General features: G+C 57.4%; 16 protein-coding genes. All 16 read left to right on the top strand.

Features of this window, described 5'->3' with window-relative positions:
* Positions 1-23 precede the first annotated feature (23 nt).
* The 16 genes from DFP98_RS03930 to DFP98_RS03855 all read left to right on the top strand — a co-directional run bounded on the left by DFP98_RS03930 (position 24) and on the right by DFP98_RS03855 (position 26,914).
* On the top strand, positions 24-1,487 hold the full coding sequence (locus DFP98_RS03930; protein WP_116059244.1) for an ABC transporter substrate-binding protein: 1,464 nt from the start codon (positions 24-26) through the stop codon (positions 1,485-1,487).
* A gap of 111 nt (positions 1,488-1,598) precedes the next feature.
* A complete protein-coding gene (locus DFP98_RS03925; RefSeq protein ID WP_181917472.1) occupies positions 1,599-3,635 on the top strand; it encodes an alpha-L-fucosidase in 2,037 nt (678 codons plus the stop codon).
* 23 nt (positions 3,636-3,658) lie between these two features.
* On the top strand, positions 3,659-5,158 hold the full coding sequence (locus DFP98_RS03920; protein ID WP_116059242.1) for a sulfatase family protein: 1,500 nt from the start codon (positions 3,659-3,661) through the stop codon (positions 5,156-5,158).
* Positions 5,159-5,839: 681 nt separating this feature from the next.
* Positions 5,840-7,258, top strand: a complete 1,419-nt coding sequence (locus DFP98_RS03915; RefSeq protein ID WP_116059241.1) for an ABC transporter substrate-binding protein — start codon at positions 5,840-5,842, stop codon at positions 7,256-7,258.
* Positions 7,259-7,363: 105 nt separating this feature from the next.
* Complete coding sequence (locus DFP98_RS03910; protein ID WP_116059240.1) at positions 7,364-10,303, top strand: extracellular solute-binding protein; 2,940 nt, start codon at positions 7,364-7,366, stop codon at positions 10,301-10,303.
* Positions 10,304-10,334: 31 nt separating this feature from the next.
* Complete coding sequence (locus tag DFP98_RS03905; RefSeq protein WP_371822889.1) at positions 10,335-11,240, top strand: carbohydrate ABC transporter permease; 906 nt, start codon at positions 10,335-10,337, stop codon at positions 11,238-11,240.
* A gap of 7 nt (positions 11,241-11,247) precedes the next feature.
* Entirely contained in the window at positions 11,248-12,120 is an 873-nt protein-coding gene (locus tag DFP98_RS03900) for a carbohydrate ABC transporter permease (protein WP_116059299.1), read from the top strand.
* Between the two features lie 13 nt (positions 12,121-12,133).
* A complete protein-coding gene (locus tag DFP98_RS03895) occupies positions 12,134-14,191 on the top strand; it encodes a YIP1 family protein (RefSeq protein WP_116059239.1) in 2,058 nt (685 codons plus the stop codon).
* Positions 14,192-14,207: 16 nt separating this feature from the next.
* On the top strand, positions 14,208-16,853 hold the full coding sequence (locus DFP98_RS03890; protein WP_116059238.1) for a DUF5696 domain-containing protein: 2,646 nt from the start codon (positions 14,208-14,210) through the stop codon (positions 16,851-16,853).
* Positions 16,850-17,761 carry a carbohydrate ABC transporter permease gene (locus DFP98_RS03885; RefSeq protein ID WP_116059237.1) on the top strand — a complete coding sequence of 304 codons (912 nt, stop codon included), beginning with the start codon at positions 16,850-16,852 and terminating at the stop codon, positions 17,759-17,761. Before DFP98_RS03890 ends, DFP98_RS03885 begins: the two co-directional genes overlap by 4 nt.
* Before the next feature lie 16 nt (positions 17,762-17,777).
* A complete protein-coding gene (locus DFP98_RS03880; RefSeq protein ID WP_116059236.1) occupies positions 17,778-18,728 on the top strand; it encodes a carbohydrate ABC transporter permease in 951 nt (316 codons plus the stop codon).
* Positions 18,729-18,814: 86 nt separating this feature from the next.
* On the top strand, positions 18,815-19,990 hold the full coding sequence (locus DFP98_RS03875) for a GntR family transcriptional regulator (RefSeq protein WP_116059235.1): 1,176 nt from the start codon (positions 18,815-18,817) through the stop codon (positions 19,988-19,990).
* A 179-nt stretch (positions 19,991-20,169) separates the two neighbouring features.
* Positions 20,170-22,941, top strand: coding sequence for an alpha-mannosidase (locus tag DFP98_RS03870; protein WP_116059234.1), 2,772 nt, complete (start codon positions 20,170-20,172; stop codon positions 22,939-22,941).
* A 19-nt stretch (positions 22,942-22,960) separates the two neighbouring features.
* Positions 22,961-23,992, top strand: coding sequence for a glycoside hydrolase family 18 protein (locus DFP98_RS03865; RefSeq protein WP_116059233.1), 1,032 nt, complete (start codon positions 22,961-22,963; stop codon positions 23,990-23,992).
* Between the two features lie 301 nt (positions 23,993-24,293).
* Positions 24,294-26,144, top strand: a complete 1,851-nt coding sequence (locus DFP98_RS03860) for a cache domain-containing sensor histidine kinase (RefSeq protein ID WP_246016403.1) — start codon at positions 24,294-24,296, stop codon at positions 26,142-26,144.
* The gene (locus DFP98_RS03855; RefSeq protein ID WP_116059232.1) at positions 26,123-26,914 is read left to right on the top strand and encodes a response regulator transcription factor; all 792 of its coding nucleotides are present in this window, start codon (positions 26,123-26,125) and stop codon (positions 26,912-26,914) included. Before DFP98_RS03860 ends, DFP98_RS03855 begins: the two co-directional genes overlap by 22 nt.
* The last annotated feature ends 72 nt before the right edge of the window (positions 26,915-26,986 follow it).

The following is a 26,986-nucleotide window of genomic DNA, read 5'->3' as shown; positions in this document are numbered from 1 at the left end:
ACAAAGACAAAGAGGTGGTTCGCGTGTTGAAGAACAAAAAGGCTTTATTATCCGCAGGTCTTATTTTAAGCATGGGGGTTGCGCTGCTTAGCGGCTGCACGTCGGGAAATTCGAATTCCAAGGAAAGCCAGGGCGCGTCCGGCGAGCCGGGGGCCAAATCCGTTAGCCTGACGTTTGCGGTAGAGACGCCGAAGGACGAAGAGACAAAGCAGGTGTGGCAGGAAATCGTCGACGGCTATACGAGCAAGCACGACAACGTCAGCATCAAGCTCGATTATGCGCCTAACGACGGAGACGCGTTCCGGACCTGGCTGACGACGGGACTGATCGGCGGCACGTCGCCCGACATCATTCCCAGCCGTTATACATGGACGCACGAGGACTTGAACAAGGATCTGCTCGTCGATCTGACGGCAGAGTATGACAAGCCGAACCCGTACGCGGGCAACAAGGTGTGGAAGGATACGTTTAATCCTTCGATTCTGAACGAAATGAAAAACCCGACCTCCGGCAGCCTCGCCGGCATTACGCTGCAAACGCTGTCCATTCGGGTGTTCTACAATCAGGACCTGTTCAAGCAGCACAATCTGTCGATTCCGAAGACGTGGACGGAATTCCTCGACGTGCAGGCGAAGCTCAAGGAAGCCGGCGTAACGCCGTTCGCTTTCGCGAACTCCAAGCCGGGCGACAACCATTACCTGTGGGCCGTCAATATGATGACCAACCAGCTTGCGGCCGAGAAGGTCAGAAGCTTCGACTTCAACGGCAACCGTCAGCTTGAGCTCAACGAGATCGCCGCTTCCGTCGACGAAGGCGCGGTCGATCTGGAGTCGCCGGATTGGACGGGCTATATGCCGATCATCAAGGATTGGTCGCAATATTGGGCGAAGGGCTACAACGCGATGAACGGCGACGCGGCCAAGGAAATGTTCCTGCGCGGCGACGCGGCGATGGTCATGGCCGGCAACTTCGAACTGAAGACGATCCAGGATTCCAAGGCTCGCAAATTCGAATACGGAACTTTTGCACTGCCTTACCTGACCAAGGAGCAAAACCCGAACGCGGCTGAGAAAAACTACGAGCTCGGCGGCTACCCTGATCTGGTCTTCGCAATTCCGAAGAAGGTGACGGGGGACAAGCTGGCGGCGGCAGTAGACTTCTTCATGTACCTGTCTTCGCCGGAGGTCGCCACGATTATGGGCAACAAGATGTACGTCGCGACAACGCTGGCCGGAGTCGACTTGCCGTCCAACCTGAGCGGCTTCCAGTTTGTCGGCGAACGGATTCTCGTCAATTTCTACGCTGCGCATATCGACAAGAAGTTGAACGAGGATCTGGTGAAGATCGGCCAGCTGTATTTGGAAGGCACGATAACGGAAGAGAAGTACAGAACCGAGCTGCAGAAAACGTTGAAAGCGGATATGGGCCTGGTGCTGAAAACGAACGACTGGACCAAGGAAAACGGCTACGGAACGAAGCAGCAATAGGCTTCGCGCCGAGGGAAGGCCGGGTGATCGACAGGAGGAGCGCCCGCAAGGGCGGTTCCTCCTTCCCATATGCGGGGATTTTTCCATACGGCAACAGGAGGAGCGCAATTCATGAAAAAGAACGATCAATGGTTTCGCGAAAATATCAGACAGGTTCATATCGATTTTCACATGCCGGAATTTCCGCGCGACGCGATCCATAATTTCAACGCGCAAGAGTTTGTCTCCGAGTTTGTCCGGGCCAAGGCAAACGTCATCGGCGTATTTACGAAATGCCATTTCGGCAACGCGTTTTATGACAATGCGGTCGGACACAGACACAGCGGGCTGAAGGAGGATTTCTTCGGCGAGGTGCTCGCGGAGGCGAAGAAGCACGATATCAAAGTAATCGCCTACTATTCGCTCGGGACCGACGCGCATGCGGTGCTGAACAACCCCGACTGGTATCAAGTCGACGAATTCGGCAAGGTCCGGGGCAGCGAAGGCACCGTATGGGAGCTGCCGTGCCTCAACAGCCCCTACCGGGAAGAGCTTGTCATTCCCCAGGTGAAGGAAATTACCGAGAAATACGAGATGGACGGCTATCTGTTCGATATCCCTTATCTTCATAACCACTATTGCTTCTGCAATTATTGCAAAAAGAAATTTTACGAGGAACACGGGCAGGAGCTGACGCCGGAGCTGCTGAAGACGAACCGCGAGCTGGTCGTCGGCTTCGGCATCGATACCGCCGCCCGCTGCATGAAGGAAATTTACGACGTGATTCGGAAAATTCGTCCGGAGGTACTCGTCAATTGCAACGGAGCTTGGCGAATGGGCGAGCCTGCATCGGTTAACGCGACGAGCGACTACGGCTTGTGGGAGTCGCAGCCATCCGCGACCGGCTCGTTCCTCGGCCACTCGATCCGCGCCCGCCACATTCGCACGCTGGACGTACCGGTTCAGATCATGACGGTCCGCTTCACGGAAGGCTGGGGGCTTATGTCCTGCAAGACGGCCGAGCAGCTCAAGTTCGAGTTCGCCTGCATTATGGCCAACGGCGGCATCATCAACATCGGCGACCAGGTGCTGCCCAACGGCACGCTGCAGAGCGGCGTGTACGACATCATCGGCGAAGCGTTCTCCTTCGTGGAGGAGCGGGAGGCGTTCTGCATCGGCGCGAAGAGCGTTCGCGGCATCGCCGTAATCGCCGACAACACGAACAACTGGTATCACGACAAGGACGATGCGGCGACGTTCGGCTCGGCGAAAATGCTGATCGAGGGCCATCATCAATTCGATCTCTACTATAATAACGATTTTCCGGATTTGACGGGCTATCGAGCGGTCGTGCTGCCGGAGAACGTCAAGCTGTCGCCGGAGTCGGCCGAACGGCTGAGAGCATTCGTGCAAGGCGGCGGCTTGCTGCTGGCCGAAGGATCGGCGACATACTCCAGGGAAGCGAAAAACTTCGCGCTGGCCGACGTACTCGGCCTGGATTATTTGGAGCGCACGCCTTATTCGTTCGCTTATTTGACGGAACGCGAGGAGCTATGGAAGGGCGTTGCTCGCATTCCTCAATTGGTAGAAGGAGAATTTATCAAAACCGTCCCGACGACGGCCGAGACGCTCAGCCTGATCCAATGGCCGCTCACGGTGCCGGCGGTCAATCGCGCCTTCCGCCATCCGATGCCGCCGGCCGGGCTGGTCAGCGATTTTCCCGCGATCAGCGCTAACCGGTACGGCCAAGGCACGGCGCTCTATATCGCGGCCCCGGTGTTCCGCACGTACTGGAACAGCAATCACTTCTGGGTAAGGCGGATCGTGACGAATTTGCTGGACCAGTACGATACGGGCAAAACGTTCGAAACCGACGCCCCGGTGCACGTCGAAGCAAACCTGATGGAGAAGGACGGCAAGAAGTTTTTGCACCTGATCAATTTCCAGAACATCCATGCGGGCGAGAAGAGCAGCTCGTTCTACGACCCGATCGAGAGCATTACGCCGGTGCATGACATTGAAGTGCGCATCAACGATCCGCTCATCCGTTCGGCAACGACGCGTCCGGACGGACTAAAGCTGGAGACAGTGGCGACGGAGCGAGGCATCCGGTTTACCGTTCCTAAGGTTCATATCCACACGATCGTCGAACTGAGCGACAACGAATGATTGCAAATCCGAGGTGAACGTTCATGAACAGCATTGTTATCGTATGCGATACGTTAAGACGGGATCATTGCGGTCCTTATCATCACGGGCGTCCGCTTGACCGGGTTACGGGAGACGCGCAGCAGCCGTGGGTCGTCCCGACGCCGAATATGGACCGCCTTGCCGAGAAGGGAATCGTGTTCGACCACGCTTACTGCGGTTCGACGCCATGCATGCCGGCGCGCCGGGATATCTATACGGGAAGGTACGAATTTCTGGAGCGCGGCTGGGGCCCGCTAGAGGAGGACGACCTCGACCTGCCCCGGCAAATCTCCGGTCCGCCGAACCGTTCGTTGACCGAACAGCTGAGAGAGGGCAATCCCGTCAGCTACTTTATTACCGATCATTTTCATATGTGGGAGCAGGGAGCCGGCAACTATCATATGGGCTATACAGGCTTCGAATTCGTGCGCGGGCACGAGGCGGACGCCTGGAGAACGGACCCGGTGGAGTTTCCTTGTCCGGACTCGGAACGGGGCACGAAGCTGGAGCGGCATTTCCGCAACGTTCATCTGACGCGCAAATCGGAGGCCGATTATTTCGCCGCCCAAATTTTCACCAAGGCGGCGGAGTGGCTGGAAGCGAACCATACGCACGACAATTTCTACCTGCATCTGGACTGCTTCGATCCGCACGAGCCTTGGGATCCTCCGGAGGAATACGTCAAAATGTTCGATCCGCGGGGCTACGACGTCGAACGCTTTATCCCGCAGGCGCCTTACGACGAGTGGCGCAAGCATATGACCGAGGACCAGCTCAAGCATGTGCAGGCTTGCTACGCGGCCAACGTCGTACTCGTCGACAAATGGCTAGGCAAGCTGCTCGACAAAATGGACGAGCTCGATCTGTGGCGCAACACGATGCTCATTTTTACGACAGACCACGGTACGTACAACGGCGACCTTGGCCGTACGGGCAAGCTGCAGACGCATCAATACGACGCCGTCTCGCATATCCCGTTTATCGTCGCCTATCCGCATGGCGGACAGGGGACCCGAAGACAGCAGTTGGCCCAGCTCGTCGACATTTATCCGACCGTTCTGCGCGCAGCGGGCAAACGCTGTCCGGACGACCGTCACGGGCTCGATCTCACACCGGTGCTGGAGAACGAGCATGCCCGATTCCGCGAATACGCGATCAGCGGGATGTTCGGCAAGAGCGTCACGATTACCGACGGCCGCTGGGCGTTGCATCAATCTCCGGTCGCGGACAATCAGCCGCTGAATTGGTACGGAACCTGCTTGGCCAAGTTCATTCCCTACGACCTCGGTCCTTATCGGGACGGACGGAGAGAGGTGTTCGACTGCGCTTCTTGGCCGACGCCTACCTGGCTGAGCGACAAGGCCGACGACCCTGGCGAGCTCGTCAACCTGGCCGATCGTGAACGGGGGCAGCTCGCGAAAATACGGCAGGCTCTCAAAGAGACATTAACCCGGCTCCATGCGCCGTCCGAACAGCTTGAACGCTTAGGGCTGGCAGATTAGCATAACCTCTATTTTTAATGGGCCGTTTCCCGAGTAGTGATCGGGAGACGGCTTTTTTTGCAATGATCAGAACTTGAGTCAAACTCTGCGGTTTTGTTGGTTGATGCGTTCTTTTTCCATTTTATCAGATTTATCGTACAAAATTGGACGTTAGAAAGGCTGGTTGGTAGATTTTGTACGATAAGTAGTACAATCTGATCTCAATTAGAGGTAGAGGGTGAAGTTTTGTACGAAATTCCATCTAAAGCTGGCATGTGGCAAATGCTCCTATCGCAGGAACGATCAGATCGCCTTTCGAATGCAATCCTCTGTCCTGGGGACGCCAAGGGCGTATTTACTTACATATAAAAAAGGTATAGTCATGCGAGAAAAATGGCCATTTCCCTGCAAATAAGATATACCATATTGATGAATTGTAGATAAAATACATGTAAATTGGCGGTTTTGGCGGTTTTTAAATAAAAAGATATAATCACTATTTACAAAAACTTCTTCAGAATATAAAATGAAAACGTAATCATCTAGGTGTGGGCATGAAAGTGAAGAATTTGGGTATACCAAATCGTTTTGAGGGTGTAATCGGACGAGGGGAGGTTGCGCGAAGCAATCGGCAGTTAAGCCAGAAGCAGTTGCGAATTTGCTGTTCATTAACTTTGAGATTCAAGGGGAGGACTCATCTACATGCAGTTCTACAATCCACGCAAATTTATGGTCGCCGCGGTGGCGGCGCTGCTAGCCGTTTCGTTGGCCGGATGCGGAGGCTCCAAATCCAATTCGGAATCGTCGCCAAGCGCATCGCCGTCTCCATCCGCAAGCCCGAGCCCGTCGGCATCGGAAACGCCGTCCGCGTCTCCGTCCGAATCCGCCGAGCCGGCTCTGGACCTGCAAGGCGCAACCGTCAAAATCGGACTATGGTGGGACGGCGCCGATCCGCGGAGCATCGCGGAAGCCGATCGCACGCCCGCGGACGACGAGGTGATCGCGTTAATCGAAGCGGCCGAGAAGAAATACAACGGCAAGATCGAATACGTCAAGTTCGGCGACTACGGCAAATACGTAGAGAACTTCACGACAACGTCGCTCGCCGGAGAGCCGTTCGCCGACATCGTCGTGCTGGAGCTGTTCTGGTCGTTCCCGCAGCTGGTGAACAAAGGGTTTATCGCTCCGTTGGACGATTATCTCGATTTGAGCGATACGAAATATATTTCCTGGATGACCAACGGAGGCAAGTTCGACGGCAAGCAGTACGGCTTTATCGATTCCCCGCCGTCTCCTTACGGCATTTTCTACAATAAGAAGCTCGTTCAGGAGATGGGGCTGGAGGATCCGTTCCAACTGCAGCAAAGCGGCTCTTGGACATGGGACAAATTCCGCGAGCTGGCGAAGAAGTCGACGCAGGATACGAGCGGCGACGGCAAAACCGACGTGTTCGGTTTCATCGGCGACATGAAAACGAGCCTTGAGCAGTTCGTGTACGGCAATAAGGGCGCGTTTGACAAAGATGAAAGCGGAAACATGAAGTTCTCGATGGACAGCGCCAACTCCATTCAAGGCTTGCAGCTCATGTACGACATGTACAACGTCGACAAGTCGATCGTGCAGCCGGCGCCGGAGGAAGGCAACGACAAAGCGTTTATCGCCGGCAGAAGCGTCATGTACGGCGGCTTTAACTGGGAGTATTCCGGGCTGAAGGACAATATGCCGGGCGTCGAGCTCGGGTACGTCTTCTTCCCGAAAGCGCCGAACGCGACCGACTACACCGCCTTTACGCCGTACGGCAACATGTATATGCTGTCGAAGTATTCCAAGCATCCGGAGATCGCGGTCAAGATCATGGACGAAATCAGCCTGCACGGCAAAAACAAAGAGCTGGCGATGGAGAGCTGGAAAAACTCCTGGCCGCCGGAAGCGTACGAGACGCGCGTGCAGATGTACGACAAAATCGATTACAGCGGCAGCTTTATCGCCGTTCCGGAAGGCGACCAACTGGTCGACCAGGTTGTTAAGGACATTACCGAGGGTAAGGTAGCTCCGGCTACAGCCGCGGAAAAAGTGAAAAATCAATTCGACGCCAACATTCAGAAGATGCTGGGCGAGTAACCAGTAAAATCGGCAATTCCGGCTTTTATTCTGAACGGGTACCCCTATTTCGGGATTGGTGATTACCGGCCATGACGAGTAGGGGTACGTCTTGTGAGGGGAACTATGCGGAGAGCACAACGAAAATGGATAACGTATTCGGCCCTTGCCGCGGCTGCGGCCGTCTTGCTCGTCGTTCTAATCTCGGACGGATCCCGCGGCCGTGCGGCCGCGGAGGATCGCCCGTTCGACGTCTCGGGCCTCGGAAGCTACGTCTCCTTTAAGCAAGGCGGATATGACGAGTATTTGACCAAGCACGCCGACGCCGACCGACCGAGCGCGGACATCCGTATCTCCGGAGGCAGCTTCAGCCGGACGGAAGGAATGACCGCCAAAGTGTTGGACGAGTTCGAGGGCGTGAGCGGCCAATTGGCGCAAACCGGAGACGAGGGCTCGATGACGTGGGAGGTCGACGTCGGGCAGCCCGGCTTATATCAGATCGGTCTCAAGTATTACACGGTTAAAGGCAAAGATTCCGATATCGAGCGGGAGCTGACGATCGACGGGGAAGCTCCGTTCAGAGAAGCGAAAAGCCTCATTTTCAACCGCGTATGGAAGGATGAGAGCAGCAAGCTCGAACGCGACGGCAGGGGCAACGACCTGACGCCGAAGCAGGCGGAAGCGCCGATGTGGCGCGAAGCTTGGTTAAAGGATGCGACGGGCTATTACGAGGAGCCTTACTTATTTTATTTTTCCGCAGGCAAGCACGAGCTAACGCTCTCTTCCATTAAAGAGCCGCTTGTCATCGCCGAGCTGAAGCTGACGAATCCGGATATTGCGCCGTCTTACGATGAGCTGGCGAATCGATATAAGGAACAGGGCTACCGCAACGCCGAAGGGGTGCTGATCACCGTGCAGGGCGAAGCGGCGGTCTATAAATCGGACTCGATGCTGGCGCCGTACAACGACCGCTCCAGTCCGGCCGTCGAGCCGTACCATGCGTCCAAGCTGCGTATCAACGCGGCCGGCGGCTGGGCATGGCGCATGCCCGGACAGTGGATCGAATGGGAATTCGAGACGCCAGAGGACGGGCTCTATCAGATCGCGTTCAAAAACCGGCAAAACTATTTGACCGGCATGTCGTCGCTGCGGACGCTGTACATCGACGACGAAATCCCGTTCCGCGAGGCGAAACGAATCGGTTTCGCCTTCGACAGCGCTTGGCAGACGAAAGTGCTGGGACGCGGCGAAGACGACCCTTATCTGTTCTACCTGAAGAAAGGCCGTCATTCGGTGCGCCTTGAAGTGACGCTTGGCGAGATCGCGCCCGTCGTGCGCACGGCGGAAAACAGCATTCTGGAGCTAAACTCGATTTATCGCAAAATCATTAGCTACACCGGCGTCGTGCCGGATGCATTCCGCGATTACGCGCTGGAGAAGCGCATTCCCGAGATGGCGGGCGTATTTCGCGAGCACAGCGATCGCCTGCAGACGATCGCGGCGATTATCGAAGGTCCGGACGGCGGCAGCAACGACCGCTCGGCCTTGCTAAATACGCTGGCCTACCAACTGAAGGACATGGCGGAACGGCCCGACACCGTTCCGAGCCGGCTCGATTCGTTCAAAAACAACGTAGGCGCGCTCGGCGCATGGCTGTTAATGATGACCGAGCAGCCGCTGGCGGTCGACTATTTGCTCGTCTCGACGCCCGGCGCGAAGCTGCCGGACCCGGACGCGACGAGATGGGAGAAGGTGCGCGCGGAGACCGCTTCGTTCGCGGCGTCGTTCTACGAAAACTATGACGATTTCGGAGGCGAGGAAGGAACCGGGCGTTCAGTGTCGGTATGGATCACGTCGGCGCGAGACCAGGCGCAGATCGTGAAGCGGCTGATCGACGACTCGTTCACGAGACAGACGGGCATTTCGGTCAATTTGAAGCTCGTATCGGCGGACATTTTGCTGCCGTCGACCGTATCCGGGGAAGGGCCCGACGTTGCGCTGCAGGTCGGCAACGAGGTGCCGGTCAACTTCGCGACGCGCAACGCGTTGCAGGATTTGTCCGTATTCCCCGATTTCGACGAGGTGCGGACGCGGTTCGAGGATAGCGCGATGGTGCCGTTCGCTTATACTGACGGCTACTACGGGCTGCCGGAGCAGCTCAACTTTCCGGTCATGTTCTATCGCAAAGATATTATCGAAGACGAACTGAAGCTGAAGGTGCCGCAGACGTGGGAGGACGTGTACGCCCTCGTGCCGGAGCTGCAGAAGCGCAACCTGCAATTCGGACTGCCGCAGAAAGGGCTGAACGCGCAGGGCAACGACCTGGTGACGACGGACATCATTACGCTGCCTCCGAGCCCGACGTTCGCGATGCTGTTGTACCAGCACGACGGGCAGTTTTATAAGAACGGCGACACGGCCAGCGGCCTGGATGAGGAGGTCGCCATCGGGCAGTTCAAGAAGTGGACCGATCTGTACGTCAACTACAAGCTGCCGATCCAGGTCGACTTCGCGAACCGCTTCCGCACCGGGGAGATGCCGATCGGGATTATCGATTACACGATGTACAACAAGCTGGTCGTATTCGCGCCGGAGATCAAAGGGCTGTGGGATTTCGTTCCCGTGCCCGGCACGGCGACGGCGGACGGCACGATTCGCCGGGATGTCGGAGGGGGCGGCTCCGCGGCCGTCATGTTCCAGCACACCGACGACAAGGACGCGGCGTGGCAGTTTCTGAAGTGGTGGACAAGCGAAGAAACCCAGCTCGCCTTCGGGCGCGAGATGGAAGTGCGTCTCGGAGCTTCGGCCCGCTACCCGACGGCGAACGTCGCGGCGTTGACGAAGCTGCCGTGGCCAACCGCCGATCTGGCGAAGCTGATGGAGCAGATGCGCTGGGTGCGCGGCGTTCCCGAGGTTCCGGGCGGTTACTTGACCGGCAGGCACATTGACAACGCTTTCCGCCGAGTTGTCGTCCAAGGCGAAGACCCGCGCGAGACGATGGCCTATTACGTCCGTTATATGAATGAAGAAATTGCCGCCAGGCGGAAAGAATTTAATCTTCCCTAGGAGAAATGAGGGTTGACCCATCTATCCGATCATTCGCAAAAAGCTAATCAATACGGCGGCGGAAGTTCGCAAGAATCGGCAGGCCTTTGTCCTGATGGCGCCCTATTTCCTGATTTTCTTTACGTTCACCGTCGTTCCCGTCCTGATGTCGCTGGCGCTTAGCTTCACCTATTTCAACATGCTGGAGCCGCCGCGCTGGGTCGGCTGGGACAATTACGCCAGACTGTTCGTTCAGGACGACGTCTTTCTGATCGCGCTCAAAAACACTTTTCTGTTCGCCTTTATCACCGGGCCGATCAGCTACGTCGCCTGCTTCCTGTTCGCCTGGCTGATCAACGAGCTGCCGCCCAAATTACGCGCGCTGCTCACGCTGATTCTGTATGCGCCGTCGATAGCCGGCAACACGTATCTGATCTGGCAGACGCTGTTCTCCAGCGATTCGTACGGCTATATGAACTCTTTTTTGATGCGCTGGGGCCTCATTATGGAGCCGATCCAATGGCTGCAGGACCCGCGCTATATGCTCGGCATTTTAATTCTGGTGCAGCTGTGGCTTAGTCTCGGCACGTCGTTCCTGGCGTTTATCGCCGGGCTGCAGAACGTCGACCGCACGCTGTACGAAGCCGGCGCGCTCGACGGCGTCCGCAACCGCTGGCAGGAGCTGTGGTTTATTACGCTGCCGACGATGCGGCCGCAGCTGATGTTCGGAGCCGTCATTCAGATTACGACCGCGTTCTCGGTCGCGGAGATTTCCATCTATATGATCGGGTTCCCGAGCGTCGATTACGCGGCGCATACGATCGTCACGCATCTGGTCGACTATGGCACGATCCGTTTTCAGATGGGCTACGCCTCGGCGATTGCGACCATTCTGTTCGCGATTATGCTGGGCACGAATTTGCTGACGCAGAAATTGCTCAAAAAAGTGGGTGAGTAGAACGGTGATCAGAGTGAAGCAGCTTTTGCGCAGACGCCTTAACCGTTCCTGGTCCGTCGATATTTTGCTGTTCCTGCTGCTGGCGGGAGTGGCCGTCTTCATGTCGGCCCCGCTCGTCTACACGGTGAACAGGGCGTTCATGCCGCTGGACGAAATATTCGCGTTCCCGCCCCGGTTTATCGTTCGGAATCCGACAGTGCAGAACTTCAAGGATTTGCTCGGCATTTTCTCGGATTCATGGGTGCCGTTCTCCCGATATGTGTTCAACACGTTTTTTATCGCAATCGTCGGAACGGTCGGACATGTTATCATCGCCTCGGCGGCGGCTTATCCGCTGGCCAAGGTCAAGTTCCCGCTGCGCGGTCTGCTGTTCAATATCGTCGTGCTGTCGCTTATGTTCACCCCGTACATTACGCAGGTGCCGAACTATATGACAATTTCGTGGCTCGGCATGATCAACTCGTATTGGGCGATTCTGATTCCCGTCTTCGGCATGACGCTCGGACTGTATTTAATGAAGCAATTTATGGAGCAGATTCCGGACGCGCTGATCGAGGCGGCGAAAATAGACGGAGCGAGCGAATACCGGATTTTCTGGACCATCGTCATGCCCATCGTTAAACCCGCATGGCTGACGCTCATTATTTTCTCGCTCCAGAACCTGTGGACGAACGGCTCGGTCACGAGCCACAAATACATTTACAGCGAGCAGCTTCGTACGGTCGACGCGGTATTCGGACAGATCGCGAGCGGCGGCATCGCCAGGACGGGGCCGGTCGCGGCCGTCACGCTGCTGATGATGCTTGTGCCGATCACCGTATTTATCGTAACGCAAAGCAACATCATTCAGACGATGTCCTCGTCGGGGCTGAAGGATTAAGGGGGGCAGGACGGTGAACGTCATACGTATCGCAGTTCAACTTCTCGTTCTCGGTCTGCTCGCGCTGGCGGCTCCCGCCGCCGCTTCGGCCGACGGGTACAGCTACTCTTATTGGGGAGACGCCGTGCCTGCGCCGGACGCTTACGCTCCGGAGCGAATTGTGTATGGGAACGACCTGGGGATCAGTCCTCTGTCATCGCCTCAGGATCTATTCGTAGGTCCGGAAAATAAAGTGTACATCGCCGATACGGGCAACAACCGGATCGTCGTTCTAAGCGGCGAGCTAAAGGTGGAAAAGGTGATTACGGAGTTCGAGCGCGGCGGCGAGAAGGACGCGTTCAACCAGCCGGAAGGCGTGTTCGCCACCGCCGAGGGCGGCATTTACGTCGCCGATACGCGCAATCGCAGATTGGTCGAGCTCACCGCGGAAGGCGCGTTCGTGCGCGAGGTCGGCGAGCCGAAGTCGTCGCTGATTCGCGAAGGCTTCCAATACGCGCCGAGCAAGGTTGTCGTCGACCGGACGCAGCGAATTTACGTTGTCGGGCGCGGCTCGTACGAAGGCATTATGGAGTTCTCGGCCGACGGCGAGTTCACCGGGTTTCTGGGGACGAACCGGGTCAAGTTCAAGCCGATCGATCTGCTCTGGAAGCAGATTTCCACGAAAAAGCAGCGCGATCAGATGCAGCAGTTCATACCGCTGGAATTCAACAATATCGATCTGAACGAGGACGGCTTCCTGTTCACGACGACGTCCGAGGAAGGCTCGGACAGCCCGATCAAGAAGCTGAACCCGTCGGGCACGGACATTTTGCGCAGCAAGGGCTATTTCCCGCCCAAGGGAGATATCGGCACGGCGGAGACGGGCAGCGTGCGCGGGAGCTCGATCTTCGTCGACATTGCCTCCGACCGCGGGGGCATGTACAGCGCGCTCGATTCCAAGCGCGGCCGCGTCTTCTCCTACGACAAGGACGGCAACCTGCTGTATGTCTTCGGCGGGCTCGGCAGCCGGCAGGATCGGTTCCGCAACCCGTCGGCGATCGCCCTGCTTGGCGAGCGGACGCTGGTGCTCGATCAGGACTACAATCGGCTGACCGTATTCGCGCCGACGCGGTACGGGAGCCTGATCCGCGAAGCGGTAAACGCGCTGTACGACGGCCGGATGGAGGAATCGACCGCCGCCTGGCGCCAGGTGCTGCAGCTGAACGGCAACTTCGACGTCGCGTATATCGGCATCGGCAAGTCGCTGCTGCAGCAGGGAGACCACCGTGAGGCGATGAGCTACTTCAAGCTCGGCAGCAGCCGGGAGTATTATTCCGAGGCGTTTAAGCTGTACCGCAAAGACATTGTAATGGAGCATTTCGGCAAAATCGTGCTTGTGATCGCGCTGGCTCTCGGCATCGTCGTGTTTGCGGCGAAGCGGGCCGGCCGCCGCAACGCCGGCGTCCGCTACAAGGACACCGGAGCGCTGAAGCATCCGCTGCACACGATGCTCCATCCGTTCGCCGGGTTTTGGGAGATGAAGTTCGAGGGCAAGGGCAGAGTATCGATTGCCGCCGCGATCGCGCTATTGTTCGTGTTGCTAACCATTGTGAAGCGACAGTTCAGCGGCTTCGTCGTCAACTACAACAACCCGACTGAGCTGAACAGCCTCGACGAGCTGAAGTTCATCGTGCTGCCGCTGCTGCTGTGGTGCGTGGCCAACTGGTCGCTGACGACGTTGATGGACGGCATCGGCAAGTTCAAGGACATCATGATGGCTGCCGGCTATTCGCTAATGCCGTTCGTCATTTTGTACGTGCCGCAAATTTTGTACAGCAACGTCATTACGGCGGACGAAAGTTCTTTTTATTATTTGATCGACACGGTGGCGTATCTCTGGTTCGTCTGGCTGCTGTTTGTCGGGACGATGACGATTCACCAATACACGGCCGGCAAAACGATCGCGACGATGCTGCTGACGCTTGTCGTCATCGGAATCATTTTGTTCATCGGAGTGCTGCTGTTCAGCATGGTTCAACAGATGGTCAGCTTCGCCGAGTCGCTGATCCGGGAAATGTCTTTCAGATGGTAGGGAAGGAGGGGCGGCCATGAACGGAAAAAATAAAGCGCTGGCGATCGCGGTTTGCGCCGCCTTGGCGGTCGGAGGCATCATCGTCGGCTGGGGAGGCGAACGCAGCGGCGAGCAGGCGCAGGCAGGCGCCCCGGCAAGGGCCGCGGCGGCAAGCGGCGGACCTGCTGCGGCTCAAGGCGGGTCTGCGGTGCAGGCGGCTGCCGGAGGTCGGAGCGCGCTTCCGGCGGTGCTGGCGATGGGAGCGGCTCTGACGCCGAGCGCGGCCAACACGGCGGCGGAGCGTTCCGCTCTGGCCGGGACGGAGCGGGTCGCGGAGAACGAAAAGCTCATTCTGTACGTGCAGCGGGCCGGCGCGGGCATCGCCGTTCAGCAGAAACAGGGCGGCTACGTCTGGTTCTCCAATCCTGTCGAAGCCGCGAGCGATCCGATCGCCTCGCCGTTGTACAAGGCCGAGCTGCAATCGCAGCTGATTTTGTCTTATTACAATGCCAAAGGCCAGCTATCGCGGTACAACAGCTTTACCGATAGCGTACAAAAGGGGCAGTTCGACATTGCCGCAATCGATAACGGCGTTCGCATCGTCTATCGCTTCGGGAACCAGCCGGACGTCGCCTGGGCCAACATTCCGTCGGTGATCGGCAAGGAGCGCTTCGAGCAGGCGATTCTGAGCAAGCTGGCCGACGACGAGGCGCGCAAGCAGGTCACCTACAAGTACCGGCTCAATAATGAGAAGCAAATCTACGAGGTGCGCAAGCTGCAGGACAACGTCGCCGCCGAGCTGTCGGCGCTGCTCGATTCCGCAGGCTACACGGCGGAGGATGCGGAGCGGGACAACAGCGAAAACGGGGCTGGACGGCAAGAGTCGGAGGATCAGGCGCAATTCGCGGTCCCCGTCGAATATACGCTCGATGGCCAGTATTTGTCCGTCGCCGTCAAGGGCGGCGAGGTAGAGAGCCGTCCGACGTTTCCGATGGCCAGCTTGCAGGTGCTGCCGTATTTCGGCGCGGCGGGCGACGACCGGGAAGGCTACATGCTCGTTCCCGACGGCTCGGGAGCGCTGATCCGGCTGAACAACGGCAAGCTGAGCGCCGAGCCGTATCAGATGCCGATTTACGGGGAGGACGGCACGTTCGACGTACAGGAACGGTTTCTGTCGAATGAGAAAGCGCGTCTGCCCGTATTCGGACTGAAGAAGAACGATCATGCGTTTATCGGCATGATGGAGGACGGAGCGGCGATGGGGAGCGTCCTGGCCGATATCGGCGGACGCTTTACGTCCTACAACAGCGTGAACGGCAGCTTCCGCTTTACGGCGATGGACTTGTATACGTTAAGCTCGGGAAGCAAGAGCAGCTCCGTGCCGATGTTCCAGACGCCGTCGTATCAAGGCGACATTCGGCTGCGATACGCTTTCCTCTCCGACGAAGCGGCCGATTACGCCGGCATGGCGGCGGCCTATCGCGATTACTTCGTCGCTAAGCACAATATGCAACGGCTGACGCCAAGAGAGAACGCGCCGTTCGTGCTTGAGGTGGAAGGCGCGTTCCAGCGCCGCAGCTCCTTCCTCGGCATTCCGTACGACTCGACGGAGGCGCTGACGACGTACGAGCAGGCGGCCGAGCTGCTTGCGCTGCTCAAGGAACGCGGCGTCGACGACATCGCGCTGCGGTATGTCGGCTGGTTTAACGGAGGCATTCGCCATAGCTCTCCGGACGACATCGGGTTCGTCAGTGCGCTCGGCGGGAAGAAGGGCTTCCGCAAGCTGGCCGAATTCGCGGCGGCTGAAGGAATCCGGCTGTATCCCGACGTCGCCTTCCTGCGGAAGTTCAAGGGCTCGAGCGGCAGCGCCGACTTCCTCGACCGCCGCAATGCGGCGATCTACGAGTACGATCCGGTCACGTACCACAAGCTCGGCTCGCGCTTCTCGCATTACGTGCTGTCCGCCTCCAAGCTGCCGGACGTCGTTCGCGGCTTTCTGTCCGATTACGCCAAGCTGGGCGTGTCCGGCGTGTCGCTGCGGGATATGGGCGAGGAGGTCAACTCCGATTTCGCTCCGTCCGCTCCGCTGACCCGCGAGCAGGCGCGGGAGATGATCGCGGCGGAGATGGGCAGGCTCAAAGACGAGCTTGGCTCCGTTATGGTCAGCGGCGGCAACGCTTATACGCTGCCATACGCTGATATTGTCGTCAACGCGCCGACATCCGCCAGCGGGATGAGCTTAACCGACGAGGACGTTCCGTTCTTCCAAATCGCCCTGCACGGCTATGTGGAATTGGCAGGCGCGCCGTTTAACGCGGATCGCGGCCAGAACCCGCGCAGGTCGATGCTCAAGGCGCTGGAAACCGGCTCCAACGTGTTCTATCAATGGTTTTACAGTCCGTCGTCGGCGGTGAAGGATACGCGGTACAACGGTCTGTACGCGCTCCATTATCAAGATTGGCTGGACGAGGCGATCGCGCTGTACAAGGAAGCGGACGAGGTGCTGAAGCAGGTTCGCGACCAGCCGATTACCGGACATCGCAAGTTGTCCGCGAACGTGACGGAAACGACGTTCGGCAACGGAACGACGGTTATCGTCAACTACGGCGACGCCGACGAGCGGGTCGACGGGCTGACGATCCCGGCAGAAAGCTACCGGATAGGCGGTGAAGCCACCAGATGAAACTTACGCTCAAACGCAAAAAGAAGCTGACCCTGAAGCAAAAAAACGCCTGGTTCGGCGTCCTGTTCGCTTCGCCGCTTATTTTCGGCATGATTATGCTGTTTATTTTGCCCTTGATCCAATCGCTGCGCTACAGTCTAAGCTCGATTCAACTCGTCGAAGGCGGGTTCTCCGTCGAATACGAAGGAATTTCCAACTTTACGAGCCTGTTTACGTCGAATCCGGATTACCCGCGAAGTCTGGCCGAGTCTATCGCGGGCATGGCCGTCAACGTGCCGCTCATTCTCGTCTTCGGTCTGTTCGCGGCGGTGCTGCTCAACCAGAGGTTCAAAGGGCGGCCGTTCGCCAGGGCGGTATTTTTTCTCCCGGTCATTCTCGCCTCCAGCGTGATCGCCAATCTCGATATTGGCAGCTTCGTCGGAAGCGGATCGCTCTCGGCCGGCGGAGGGGATGCGGAATCGAACCTGCTGCAAAGCTTCGAGCTGAAGAAAATGATGCTCGAATCCGGCATCTCGCCGATATTCGTCGACTATCTGACCGGGGCGGTAGACCGGATTTACGAGATTATCAGCTCGTCGGGCGTGCAGATTTTGATTTTCCTGGCCGGACTGCAGTCGATTCCGCCTTCGCTCTACGAAGCGGCGAAAATCGAAGGGGCGACCGGGTACGAGAGCTTCTGGAAGGTGACGTTCCCAATGATGTCGCCGCTGATTCTAACGAATACGGTATATTCGATCATCGATTCGTTCAGCGACAGCCCGATCAACAAGCTCGTATCGGAGACGGCGTTTAAGGTGTTCGACTTCGGTCTCAGCGCCGCGATGTCCTGGGTATACTTCCTGTCCGTCGCGCTTATTCTCGCCATATCCGTCGGCCTGATCTCGCGCAAGGTGTTTTACTACGATTAATGGGGGTGGCGGAGCGATGAGCTCGAAGACCGCATATACGGAATTGTTCGTCAGCCGGTACCAGCCCGTGGAGAAGGGCAAGCGCTGGGCATGGGTGCTAATTCGCACTGTGCTTGTCGTCGGCTTCTGCTTCATTATTTTGTTCCCGCTGTTCCAGCGACTGTCGATCGCCTTCCGGAGCAAGGCCGACATCTACGATCCGACGGTGCTCTGGATTCCGCGCAATTTTACGTTCGACAATCTGCGAATCGCCATCGAGACGACGAACTACTTCGAGGCGCTCGGCAATACGGCGCTTATCTCGGCCAGCACAACGCTGATTCAGCTCGTCTCGTGCGCGCTGGCGGCCTACGCCTTCGCCAGACTGCAATTCAGAGGCAGCGGGCTGCTGTTCGGCCTCGTCATTTTTACGATTATCGTGCCGCCGCAGACGATTATGATTCCGCTGTACTTGACGTACCGCTACTTCGACTTGTTCGGTCTCGTCGGCTTGTTCTCAAGTAAGGACAGTCTGAACCTGATCGATACGTTCTGGCCGTTTATTCTATCGTCGAGCACGGCGATGGGACTGAAGAACGGGCTGTACATTTATATTTTCCGGCAGTTTTTCCGCGGCATTCCAAAGGAGATCGGAGAAGCCGCCCTCGTGGACGGGGCCGGCGTATTCCGAACGTTCCTGCGCATTATGGTGCCGAATGCGGTGCCCGCGATCGTCACCGTGCTGCTGTTCTCGTTCGTCTGGCAATGGAACGACAGCTACTATGTCAGCCTGTTCCTGAAGCAGGTCAAGGTGCTGTCCACCAGTCTGATGGATATGGGAGTAGGGCTGCGAGAGCCCGATCCGGTCTATACGTCGATGCTGCTCAATACCGGCGTGCTGCTGGCGATTGCGCCTCTTATTCTGATGTATCTGTTTGTTCAGCGGTATTTTGTCGAAAGCGTGGAGCGTACGGGGATCGTCGGGTAAAGACGCGGTGCGGAACAAACTATTGGATATACCAATAAACAAGGCTATAATTGTAACAGATTCGAGAATCTGGGGTGTGAGTCCATTTGTTAAGCGGAGATAAGCCGTTATATAGTCAAATCATTGAAATTTTGCGAGGTCGCATCGAACGCGGCGAATACGTGCCCGACCAGCAGCTTCCGACCGAGGTGGAGCTGGCCGAGCAATTCGGCGTCAGCCGGATTACGTCCAAGCGCGCCTTGATCGAACTGGAGCGGGAGGGCCTGATCTACCGCAGGCGCGGCAGCGGCAGCTTCGTGAAGAAGAAGGAAGGCGTCCGCAGACCGCAGGAGGAGCAGGGCGGAGCCGCTGCGAATCGCATCGTGTCGATGATTATTCCCTATGTCGCTTCCAACAACATGTTTGGCTACATTCCCGGTATCTCCGCTTATTTGGAGTCGCGCGGCTATTATTTGAGCATTCATAACAGCGACTGGAGCAGCGCGCAGGAACGGGAGCTGCTGCGCTCCCTGCCGAAGCGGGGGACGTCCGGCATTATTCTGTATCCGGTCAGCACCCAGCGCAATTTGGACATCGTTCATGCGCTGCACGCTACCGGTTATCCGATCGTAACCATTGACCAGTATTACAGCCTGCTGTCGATGGGCAGCGTCGTCTCCGACAACTTCGGCGGCGGCTATACGAGCGCGGCGCAGCTGATCGAGCTTGGACACACGCGCATCGCCTTCCTGTCGACGATCGACATTCAGTACCGCAGCACGGTTCGCGACCGCTTCTTCGGCTACTGCAAGGCGCTCAGCGACAATGGGCTTCCCGTCGATATCGATCTCGTGTACAGCGGGATGACCGACCAGGCCGAGAGCGATCCGCCGAGCCGCAGGCAATTTTACAAGTCGCTGCTTGCGCAAATGCTGGAGCAGCAGGTCACCGCCATTCAGGCGGAGCACGATCTGGTCGCCTTCGAGATCGTCAAGGCGGCGGCGGACATGGGCGTGCGCGTGCCCGAGGAACTGTCGGTCGTCGGCTTCGACAACAATCTCGACTTCGCGCTGCATTCCGATGTGCCGCCAATCACGACGGTGGAGCAGGAGTACCGGGAAATCGGCAGGAGGGCGGCGGAGATGATTGTCGATCAGCTTGAGAGCGGCGAACGGCAGACGAACCGCGTCGAGGTGCCGATTGTTTGGATCGCGCGGCAATCGACAGGCCCGGGGCCGGAGGCCGACGCCGACTCCGACGAAGAGGAGCAGGAGGCGCGTTGAGCGGGGAGCCGGGGCATGCTGTTGAAAACCATTTTACGATTGCGCATATCGTAGAATGGTTTTCTTTCTTTTGGTATACCAAATATTTTGATTATCCCCCTGAAAAGATATAACTAATATTTACCGAACTTCGATTAAGGTATATAATAGTAGAGAGAAAATAGTGGGGAGGACACGAGATGACCGGAACGAGAGGCGGCAAAACGGCCCATGTCATATCCCACTCGCATTGGGATCGGGAATGGTACTTGCCGTTCGAGAAGCATCGCTACCATCTGATCAAGCTGATGGATCGCTTGGTGGAGACGATGGAACGCGACCCTGCATACAGAAGCTTTCATCTGGACGGACAGACGATTCTTCTTGAAGATTATTTGACCGTAAGACCGGAACGGAGAGAGAGTCTGCAGCGGCTGATTAGGGAAGGCCGTCTTCATATCGGACCCTGGTATGTGCTGCAGGACGAATTTCTGACGAGCGGCGAAGCCAACATCCGCAATTTGCTGGCCGGTTTGCGCGACGCCAGAGAGTTCGGGGCCGTCTCCAAGCTCGGCTACTTTCCCGATTCGTTCGGCCATATCGGCCAAGCTCCGCAAATCTTGCAGCAGGCGGATATCGATGTCGCGGCGTTCGGACGCGGCGTCAAGCCAACCGGATTCAACAACGAGGTCACGGAACAGGCCGCCTACGAATCCCCTTACTCCGAACTGCTCTGGGAAGCGCCGGACGGCTCGCAGGTGCTCGGCATTCTGTTTGCGAACTGGTACAGCAACGGCAACGAGGTTCCGACGGATTCGGAGCAGGCCCTGAGCTTCTGGGACGAGCGACTGGCCGCCGCGGAGAAGTACGCTTCGACGCCGCACCTGCTGTTTATGAACGGCTGCGACCATCAGCCGGTTCAGACCGATTTGCCGCAGGCTTTGCGGACAGCCGCCGAGCTATATCCGGACATTGAGTTCATCCATTCCGATTTTAACGCTTATGTGAAAGCGCTTAAGCAATCGATGCCGGACGACCTCAGCGTTATTCGCGGCGAGCTGCGCAGCCAGCGCACGGACGGCTGGGGAACGCTCGTCAATACGGCTTCCGCCCGCATCTACTTAAAGCAGAGGAATGAGAGAGGGCAGACGATGCTGGAGAAGGGCGCTGAACCGTTAGCCGCTTACGCGCACCTGCTTGGCCTGGACTATCCGCATCATCAGTTGCTGCATGCTTGGAAAACGCTGATGCAGAACCATCCGCACGACAGCATCTGCGGCTGCAGCGTCGACGAGGTACACCGCGAGATGGTTACTCGCTTCGAGAAGAGCAGCCAAACTGCCGAGTGCATTATCGCCGACAGCGTTGCGCACATCGTCAAGCGCGTGGATACGTCCGCATTCGGAGGTTATGGCGAGCAGGCGTTGCCTTTTATCGTATTCAATACGACAGGCTGGAAGCGCGGCGGCATCGTGTCAACGGAGTTGGACGTCAGCCGCATCTATTTCCGCGAGGGTGTGGAGTTCGGCGAAATGAAGGCACGATTGAAAACGCTGCCAGTGAACGGGGGGACGATCGTGGACGCGGAAGGCCGTCAGTTGGCGTGCATTGTGACCGACTTGGGCCTGCGCTTCGGTTACGATCTTCCGGACGACCGCTTCCGCCAACCGTACTTCGCCCGTACGCTGCGCGTCGAGTTCGAAGCGGACGACGTTCCGACTTGCGGTCATCGGGCTTTTGCCTATATCCCTTTCGGTCAGGAGTTGGGGGAACTGCCAGAGCCACGGTTTGCAAGCGAAGGCTCCTTGCTCGCGGACGATGGACGAACGCTGGAGAACGACCGGATCAAAGCTACCGTCGAAGACAACGGGTCGGTGACGCTGACCGACAAAGCCGGCGGTCGAACGTTCCGGGGATTGTGCATCTACGAGAATGCCGGGGATGTCGGCAACGAATACATGTACCGACAGCCGAACGGCGAGACGGCGCAGACGACTGAGCTTTTGCAGGCCCAGGTGAAGGTGCTGACCGATACGCCTTATGAGGCGGCGCTGGAAATCGTGCAGGAGTGGCAGATCCCGGAGGAGGCAGAGGCTTCGCTTGCGCGGGAACGCGATGAGTTGATCTGGTTCACCGGTCGCCGCTCTGTGCGCACAGAGCAAACTGTCGCGCTGCGCATCCGCACCGTCGTTCGCTTGCAGCGCGGCGGCCGCGGACTTCAAGTAAACGTCGAACTTAACAATACGGCGAGGGACCATCGCATCCGCATGCTGTTCCCGACCGATCTGCGCACTGACGTTCATTACGCCGATTCGATTTTCGAGGCGGCGCGGCGGGACAACGAGCCGGCTGCGGAATGGCGCAATCCGAGCTATTGTCATCATCAACAGGCTTTTGTCAGCCTGCACGACGAGACGGCCGGTCTGACGATCGCCAACAAAGGGTTGAACGAATACGAGGTGCTGCGCGACGGCCGCAACACGATTGCCGTTACGCTGCTGCGATCGGTCGGCGAGCTGGGCGACTGGGGCTTGTTCCCGACGCCAGAAGCCCAGTGTCCCGGTATGCATGGCGCAGAGCTGATGATTATTCCGCATGGAGGCGGAGGTCAGCGAACGGACGCTTACGCCGAAGCCTATCAGTTTCAGACACCGCTATATGTCGGCACAACGGGCGTCCATGGCGGAGAGGTTCCGCCGTGCCATAGCTGGCTGAATTGGAGCGGCCGCGATCTGGCTCTGTCGGCGTTTAAGGTCGCCGAGGATACCGGGGACGTGATCGTCAGATGGTTTAATTGGAGCGGCGAAGCCACCGAGCTTGCCGCGATCCCGGCCTTCGCGCATGAGCGAATGGCGATGAGCGACGTGCTGGAGCGGTGCGGAGAGAAGCTGGAATCGGATTCGGGCGGCGGTATTCCCGTTGGTCCGCACCGGATCGTGACGCTGGCGATTACGCCGCAACTACCCGATTAAGGAAAGGAACGTGAACGCGATGAAGCGACAGTGGATTTTGGCCGGTTATGCCGGAGACGAGGCGCTGCCGACGATCACCGACGAAGACGCGAGAAAGCTAACCCACCTGAATATTGCGTTCGGTCATGTGCGAGGCGATGAAATTCGCGTCGATCATCTGCGGCATTTAGATAGGCTGCCGGAGCTGAAGGCAATGAATCCCGAGCTACTGATTCTGCTGTCCGTCGGCGGCTGGGGCGCGGGCGGGTTCTCCGAAGCGGCCGCCACGGCAGAAGGACGTGCCAGCATGGCGCAATCGGCCGTGCGCATGCTGCGCAACTTGCCGCTGGACGGCATCGACCTCGATTGGGAGTACCCGTGCTACGCCGAAGCGGATATTGCCGCATCTCCTGCGGACAAGACGAACTTTACGCTGCTGCTGCGCGAAATGAGAGAGGCGCTTGACCTTGAGGGGGCCGAGCAAGGACGGCATTATTTATTGACGATCGCAGCGGGCGCGGATCGATATTATATCGACGGAACCGAGATGGACCGGGTACATCCGTATTTGGATTTCGTACAGTTGATGACGTACGACATGCGCGGAGGTTTTCAGACGTTGACCGGCCACCATACGAACCTGTATACGCCGACTGGCGATTTGTTCCGAATCAGTGTGGACGCCTCCGTTCGGATGTTCCGCGATGCCGGCGTGCCGCCGGAAAAAATCGTCATCGGAGCGGCCTTCTATTCCCGCATGTGGCGGAACGTACCCAATCGCCATGCAGGGCTGCATCAGATGACCGCCTCATCGGGAGGCTACGGCCCGGATTATACCCGGCTGCATGCCGACTACATCGGTCGAAACGGTTTTGTCCGCTATTGGGACGAAGAAGCGAAGGCTCCGTACCTGTTCGACGGGGATAGCTTCATCACCTACGACGACGAGCAATCGCTCCGTCATAAGTGTGAATATATCCGCAGCGAAGGGCTGGCCGGCGTCATGTTCTGGGAATACAGCTGCGACAAGACGCACCGGCTTCTGGATGCGCTGCACGACGGTCTGGAATGAGTTTCCCTAAATTATAAAACTGCAGACAAGATTATCACTGGTTAGTAAGATAATCTCGAACAGGAAGGCGTGAAGCCGACGATAAGCCGTCGGTCCTTCACGTTTTCTTTTTTTCGTGCTTTTCCCAATATTACGTACCTTTTCCTGCGCGCAAGGGATAGCTTTTCTACCGTACCTCGTTATAATAAAGTTCTCTGGCGAAACCTTAATGAAAGCGCATACAAAAAGATGGAGAAGTCATCCCTTTCGCAATGCAATGACTTCTCGTTGGTTCAACCTATATAGAAAAAGGAGAGAGAATATGGTTCGGCGGCTATTGGGATTGTCTAAAGATTTGAACTTGCGCACGAAGCTGTTGCTCCTGTTCACGCTGCTTATTTTGTTTCCGCTCAGTTTGCAGGGAATTGTCACCTACAGGCACTTCTCGGCGACCGTCGACGAGAAGACGGAGCAGTTCACCGTCGACATCGTGCGGCAGATCAACGCCAATCTCGATCGGCTATTGAAGGATTTCGAGAGGTTGTCGATGATGCCGCTGTACGATCAGGTGGTGCTGACGATATTGAGCAAGTATGACGGAGAAATGGGCACAGGCGCGTGGGCTTCGTCGGACGACTATATGAAAATGAAGCTGTACACCTCGGCCAACGCCTATGATAGAGCGGAAATACGCGGCATTCATCTGATCAGCAACAGCGGCATTTTTTTCTCCAACGTCGATTCGATGGCAGTCGATTCGGTATGGGACAGCCGGCAGGACGAATGGTTCGCGGAGGTTGAACAGTCCGGCGGAGCTTGGGTGCTGATTCCGCCGCATTCGCCTTCCTATTATACCGTCAACACGGGCGACGCCTACATTTCGGTGGGCAGAACGATTCGCGACCCCGACACGCTGCGTACGCTTGGCTATATTTTGATCGATATTAAGCTGGATGCTTTTCGCAACATTTTGTCCAATTTGAATTTCGAACAGGACGCTAACGTTATCGTGACGGACAGCAGGCGCAGATTGCTCTTCGAACGCAATTCCGCCGGCGAGCAGTCGGTATACGGCGATCTGCTGCAGCATGCCGAACCGCAGCCATACGGAAGCAATCAGAAAATCGTTCTGGGAGGCCAGTCCTATTTGTACGTTCAGCACCACTCCAATTATTCGGGGCTGTCCGTCATTAGCCTGACGCCGATCAAAGTCATTCGGAAAGAATCGCGGGAGCTAGGCACGTTTACGTTGTGGTTCGCCGCGCTCTGCGTCGCCGTCGTTACGCTGCTTGCGGTTATCGTGTCCTATCGGCTTACCCGTCCATTGATTGAGCTGAAGAAAAGCATGATCCGCGTCGAGCAAGGAAATTTCGACAGGAGAATCGCGGTCTACGGCCGTGACGAGTTCGGTCAACTGGGACGGGGCTTCAACAAAATGACGGAGGAAATCGACCGGCTGTTTAATGAGGTGTTTATTCTCGGCATCCGCGAGAAGGAAGCGGAGCTGTCCGCGCTGCAGAGCCAGATCAATCCGCACTTTATCTACAATACGCTGGAATCGATCAGCATGATGGCGATTCGCGGCAACAACGCCGAGGTGTCCGACATGGTATCCGCGCTCGGCAAGCTGCTTCGATATACGATCGACAAGGTCGACCGTCTTGTGCCGCTATTTGAAGAAATTCGCTTTGTCCAATCCTACGTCCGGATTCAGCAGCTTCGTTACGGAGAACGGCTAAGGGTGGAGTATGACATTGCCGAGGAGGCCAACCTGATCGTGATTCCGAAGCTGATTCTTCAGCCGCTTGTGGAAAACGCCGTGTACCACGGCATCGACGAGGCCGAGCAGGGAGGAACGATCTGGATCTCGGCGCTGCGGTTCGAAGACGAGCTGCTGATTACGGTACGGGACGACGGCAAAGGGCTGGCGGAGCCGGAGATCGAGGCGCTGAACGAGCGGCTGCGCGCGACGCCGTCCTATCAAGGGCTGCAGAGCGGGGGCGAGCGGGGCGGATTGGGGCTGTCCAACATCGCTCAGAGGATTATGCTGATCTACGGGGATAGAGGCGAAGTGACGGTGGACGGCAGCCTCGGCCAAGGATTGGCCGTCACGATTGCGATCAAGCTTGAAGGGACAGGGGGGGGACAAGCATGTATAAAGTGCTGCTCGTAGAGGATGAAACGGTCATCCGTCAAGGGCTGAGGGAACTGATCGGCAAGTCGACCGGACATTTCGAGGTGACGGGAGAAGCGGCGAACGGCGTAGAAGCGCTGGAGTATTTGAAGTGCGAGCTGCCGGATCTGCTCATTACCGACATTCGTATGAGGGAGATGGACGGGCTGACGATGGTGGCCCGGGTTCGGGAGATTTATCCGAGCCTGCCCGTCGTCATCATTAGCGGCTACGGCGAATTCGAATATGCGAAAAAGGCGATCGCTTACGGCGTGTGCAACTATATGCTGAAGCCGATCGAGCGGCTGGAGCTGGTCGCGACGCTGGACAAAATCAAGCTGGCGCTAGACCGCGAGCGCGGTATATCCTCCGCACCAGCTGCGGGAGGCGCAGCCGAGGAGGCCCATACCGGCGGCGATGCCCGAAAGCTCATCCGCGACGTCAAGGAATTCGTCAAGCTGCACATCGACGGCGATCTCCGGCTGCAAACCGTGGCCGGCAAAGTTCATCTTAACGCGACCTACTTAAGCCAGCTGTTCAAAGCGGAAACCGGAATGAACTATTCGGAGTACGTGTCGGACGCCCGTATGGAGCGCGCCAAATGGCTGCTGGCTCATACGCGTCTGAAAATATACGATGTAGCGCGTCTGTCCGGCCATCAAAGTCCGAAGCATTTTATGCTCGTGTTTAAACAGCAGACCGGATGGACGGCGGGGGAGTACCGGGACCGGTACGGTCAGCGGAGTTCGGACGAGAACGACAATGTATAAAGAAAACGTACTTTTTCTTAAACGGGCGTGATTTTTGCCGAGGGGGGTCCCCCGTTATACTCATGGTGAACG

It is taken from the genome of Cohnella phaseoli (assembly GCF_003386235.1).
Lineage (GTDB): Bacteria > Bacillota > Bacilli > Paenibacillales > Paenibacillaceae > Cohnella > Cohnella phaseoli.
Note: the sequence above shows the minus strand (reverse complement) of the source record. Positions and strands in the feature narration are given on the sequence as shown.